At 29.9% G+C, this 4,674-nt stretch carries 8 protein-coding genes; all 8 read right to left on the bottom strand.

Translation table 11 applies throughout. The features are described 5' to 3' along the window. On the bottom strand, positions 1–346 hold a 346-nt coding region (locus CQA53_RS10190; RefSeq protein ID WP_147290031.1), incomplete at its 3' end, for a hypothetical protein. Continuing rightward, positions 336–950: a hypothetical protein gene (locus tag CQA53_RS13385; protein WP_245945881.1), complete on the bottom strand. Its 615-nt coding sequence runs from the start codon at positions 948–950 to the stop codon at positions 336–338. The genes CQA53_RS10190 and CQA53_RS13385, both read right to left, overlap by 11 nt. A 2-nt stretch (positions 951–952) precedes the next feature. Next, on the bottom strand, positions 953–1,540 hold the full coding sequence (locus CQA53_RS10180; protein WP_115543865.1) for a hypothetical protein: 588 nt from the start codon (positions 1,538–1,540) through the stop codon (positions 953–955). Further along, a complete protein-coding gene (locus tag CQA53_RS10175) occupies positions 1,533–2,837 on the bottom strand; it encodes a hypothetical protein (protein ID WP_115543864.1) in 1,305 nt (434 codons plus the stop codon). The genes CQA53_RS10180 and CQA53_RS10175 overlap by 8 nt, the downstream gene beginning before the upstream one ends. Positions 2,838–3,187: 350 nt before the next feature. After that, positions 3,188–3,385, bottom strand: coding sequence for a hypothetical protein (locus CQA53_RS10165; protein WP_115543862.1), 198 nt, complete (start codon positions 3,383–3,385; stop codon positions 3,188–3,190). 9 nt (positions 3,386–3,394) lie between these two features. Continuing rightward, complete coding sequence (locus tag CQA53_RS10160) at positions 3,395–3,763, bottom strand: hypothetical protein (RefSeq protein ID WP_115543861.1); 369 nt, start codon at positions 3,761–3,763, stop codon at positions 3,395–3,397. Beyond that, positions 3,760–4,122, bottom strand: a complete 363-nt coding sequence (locus CQA53_RS10155) for a hypothetical protein (RefSeq protein ID WP_115543860.1) — start codon at positions 4,120–4,122, stop codon at positions 3,760–3,762. Before CQA53_RS10155 ends, CQA53_RS10160 begins: the two co-directional genes overlap by 4 nt. Next, positions 4,119–4,544, bottom strand: a complete 426-nt coding sequence (locus tag CQA53_RS10150; protein WP_115543859.1) for a hypothetical protein — start codon at positions 4,542–4,544, stop codon at positions 4,119–4,121. Before CQA53_RS10150 ends, CQA53_RS10155 begins: the two co-directional genes overlap by 4 nt. Positions 4,545–4,674 lie beyond the last annotated feature (130 nt).

Below are 4,674 nucleotides of genomic sequence, written 5' to 3'. Positions count from 1 at the left end.
CTTTATAACCTTGACGAAAGAATAAATAATCTTCATCTAATTCTTCATAAATAGCTTCATCTTTTTGCTCTATCCATTTCTCTTTATTAGCTTCATTGTGTTTAAATTCTCGTGTAAGCTTCTCTATAAGCTCCATTTGTGTAGTTTTGCTATGTTTTTCTAGTTTAGATTCTACGGCATATTGTTTTCTTGATTTATCATCTAGTGTTCCATTAAAGTTTTCATTGATAAGCTGATATTCCACCTTAAGCCCTAAGAATACATGAGGGATTACACCCTCATTCCAACCCCAAGTATCTACATAGACTCCTAGAGTATAGTATTTTTGGTAGAGTTTATTTGGCATTATTAATATCCTTCTTAATAGTTCTAAAAGTATGATAATCTGTAAAGACTATATCAGTTTTTAATCCAATAATATTAGGATTATCTAAAGCCATTCGTAATAGCTCCTTGCTTTGGTATCTATCTTTTTCACACTCTATAAACTTCTCACTTGTAGGGCTACCCTTAGTAAAAAATATAAACTCTGTCCAATGTCTGTCATAATAATATGTTGTTATTTTTTGATATTTTATACTATCCTTATAGTCAAAATGATGAATGTTCCATTCTTTATCTCTAAAATATGTTGGTTTTATATATATATTTTCTCTTAATTCATATATACTTTTAGTTATTGGAACATAATTGTAATCATAAAATTCGGCTCTTCCCTTATAGGATTTAGCTTTTATCTTATTCATCTCCTCTCTCTCATCTTGTGTGATAGGTCTTGCATACACCACTTTACCTATATTCTCTTTACACAATCTCTCATATTCTTTGTATTCACTATCCCATTGTTTTGGGATAAAAGCACGATATGATGTAGGATAGTAAATACTACACCCACTAGCTAGTAATACAACCAAGATTCCAAAAAATCCCAAAGATATATAAATTATCATCTTCACGCTACTTCCTTTATAATAAAATCCATATCGTTATCTTTAGATTCTTGTTGTGCTTTTTCTTTCTCTTGTATCTCTTGAGATTCAGAGCTATTACATTCTAGTTTGATATGAAGGCTAGAGTCTAGGAGGGAGTAGTTTAGTATTGTAAGTGTAGAAGAATGAAGGAATACTTGGAGTGTGGAAGTGCCTATATTCTTGTCATTGCGAAGCCCTTTGGGGCTGTGGCAATCCATATTTGAGTTATTAGAAACCTTAGCATTGCTATTTGTGGATTGCCTAGAATCTTCGTTTGTGGATTGCTTCGTCATTTCATTCCTCGCAATGACAGAATCTATATCCTCTCCACCTTGTAAGAAATATATAGGCTTATTTATATTGAATCCCATATTGCTATCATTAGAATCTAATTCCCCAAAGAAGCATTCATTATAGGGTTGATTAGATTCTACTCCACCATGTAGCTCTATACCTAAAAAATATATTTTAGATTCTATTGTATCAATCCCTTTAGATTCTAAGACTTTTAAGTCTATGGTTTGGTTAGGATAAGCAAAGATTTCTTCTGTGGTTTTGTTATTAGACATTTAATTTCTCCAAATGTTTATTTATTTTGTGATAACTTTTGCTCCAATACTTATCACTTTGTATCCCTGCAATAACATTTGTATAAAATTCATTCATAGCTATTTCATAACTATTTGAAACTTTACCATAATCATATTGATGATATAAAACCCTTGAAATCATTTCATCTTTGGGAATAAAGATAAAAGGATAAAACTTATTGAGTGAGCAATTATTCGCAGGGATACTTAAGTCAAATTCTTTGATAGGCTCTGCTTTATAGTCATTACTTGCTTTAAGGATTTTAAGCTGTCCTTCTCGTTGCTCATAATAAATCAATTCAAAATCTCCTTTTATGTTTTTGCTGTTGATTTTATCAAGCCTTGATTGCAAAATTTTATCAAGAGTTACATACACATAGCCAAGATGAAAGATTGATTGCATAATCTCTTTATCTAAGAATAATGAATCTTTCCCTCTTTCTTTATTGTATTGCTCAAGATACACTTGAGATAAACAAGAATGATTGATATATTTTCTCGCCCAATCCCTAAAGGCTATCGCTCCTTTGATACTTTTAAGATTATCATCGATATTTTGGAATTTAAGGAAAGTGGAATGTATGGCTTGGATAGTTGTAAAAAGAGTATTTTTTACATTAAATCCAATAGGAGCATCTGGTATCCATTCTTTAGTATTATAAACTTCTATACCGATAGAATCTAGTTTGTTTAAAGCCCAAGTGGTGCAGTTGTGATATGAATATTTATTGATGGGGCTAGAATTATAATATAAGTTTTCCTTTAGGGTTTCAAGGCTTGTCATTTTGCTATCATCTTGTATCAAACTAGGTGTTCTTTTTATTGTTTTTTCTACATCTTCTTTGATAGATTCTAAGAGCTTCTCATATTGCTCTTTAGATATTTCAAATACACAGCAATTCTGTTGCCAAAATGTTGATGATGGTCGTTCATCTATATAAGTGTATTGCTGAAAGTTATCATGCCATTTTGGTATATACTGATTATTCTCAAATACCTTACCCCAATGATTAAAAGCAGATTCCACGGGAGCGAATCCAAAGAATCCCTCATCTTGAAAATTGGAATCTATGATACTAGGATATATTTGCTCATACCATTTACCCTTTACATGTATTAATGTCGGCTTATCTGAATAGTAGCCAACTTGATATTTATACATATCAATATATCCTTGCTCATCAAGTTCGTCAGGGTGTTTATGGGTTAAACCCAAAAAAGCGTGAGGGATATTAAAATCCATTGGGTGAATATAGATTGTTACGAAATATTGCATAGAGAATTCCTTATTTAACAAAATTACAATTCAATGTGTAATCTATAAAAAGTATAAAAAATACTAACAAAATATAACACAACATTAAACTTATTTTATAAATTTTATAACTTATAATATCTTTTTTGTATAGAAAAATCATAATTACAGGAATAACTAAAGATGATGGCAAAAGAATTGCACTTATATCGCCAAAGCACCATATTTTTACAGAGAAATCTTCAACACCAAATATAGATAAAATTATAGTTACCATAAAAGCAAATGGATATGAAAATATAATAGCAGATACTACCATCACTCCAAAACACAAAAAACAATCTAAAACAAATTTACCAAAATTACATTTGTTATTCATAGAGCTTCCCCTTTAATTCATACCATTGCTTATCAATATCTTTCCAATCTTTGTTTTTAAGCTTTTCATCTCTTAATGCTTTATCCATTGTGTCAAGTTCATCAGGGTGTTTGCGTGTTAAGCCCAAGAAAGCGTGAGGGATATTGACACCTTGCATTGGGTAAATGTAGATGGTTACAAAATATTGCATAAAACTTCCTTATAAATGACTAAAAAAATAATATCCAAATGCAGTATAACATACCATAAAAATTAAACTCAAACTCAAACTCAGCTTATGTATCTTATAGGAAATATTGATTACAAAAAATACAATGAGGCTTAGTGAAAAAAAACCAACGATAAATTCCGCTATATCGCCAATAGTATGAATGTCAATACTAAAAAGCCATTGTATTGGATATAAAAGCCATTGTATTGGATACATGAACCATTGTATTGGATATAAAAGCCATCGCAAATTATCACTTTTTACTAAAATAGAATATACCAATGGAGAGATTATGGCAACTCCAAAACACAAAAAACAATCTAGTATAAATTTCTGCCATTGAAATTTATCTTTCATAGTTTATCCTTTACTGCATATTGATTGTTTTCAAATACTTCGCCTGCCACATTAAATACTCCAGATATTCCACTTACACCTGTGCCAAACCCCCAAAAGCCATCATTATATTCATTTGTATCCATTGTTTCATACCATTTATATTCTTCTTTCCTAAAAGTAACCATTTTGCCAAGACTATAGTCCCAATATTTTACATCTCTTTCAAGTTTTATCTTATCTAGCTCATCAGGTGATTTATCTTTGGTGAGTCCTAAGAATGCGTGTGTAGCATCTTCTCTTTTCCAATAACATTTATTTTTAAAATCTATAAAACATTCTATCAATGGGTCTATATAAATTGTTACATAATATTTCATTTATAAAATCCTCCTAATATGTTAAATATTTTAAGTGAAAGAAATATAAAAGTTATGCCAAAACAAAAGACAATAAGAAACCTCCATTTTCTGGCTATCACACAAACACTAGTTACACATAGAAATAATATGCCTAAAACTACCCAAATTGCACTATCAAAGTATCTTGCAAAGCTAAAAAATAAAATGATAAAAAATATAACTAATAAAAATGGTAATATATTCTTTATATAAAATAAATTAAATACAAAAATAAAAAATACAACAAATAAAAATGTATATTGATCTTGATATAGATACAGCATAGGAGGGATAAAGATTCCAACACTACACACAAACCACGCAATTTGCCCACTTGTGGTAGGATCTAATCCTTTAGATTCTAGTTTTGCTTTGAGTTTTGAATAGATTGGGAGTTTCATTTATGCCACCTTATCAACTTTTGTATTTCCTTTTTCATAGTTCTTAATAAGTGTTTGATAAAAATACACTAACGCATTATCTATTTTTTCATAAAAAATATCGGCATACTCTATGTCTCTCCCACTATGA

It is taken from the genome of Helicobacter didelphidarum, assembly GCF_003364195.1.
In the GTDB taxonomy this organism is placed as follows: domain Bacteria; phylum Campylobacterota; class Campylobacteria; order Campylobacterales; family Helicobacteraceae; genus Helicobacter_A; species Helicobacter_A didelphidarum.
The sequence above is the reverse complement of the archived record's forward strand: the minus strand, read 5'-3'. Positions and strand labels throughout refer to the sequence as shown.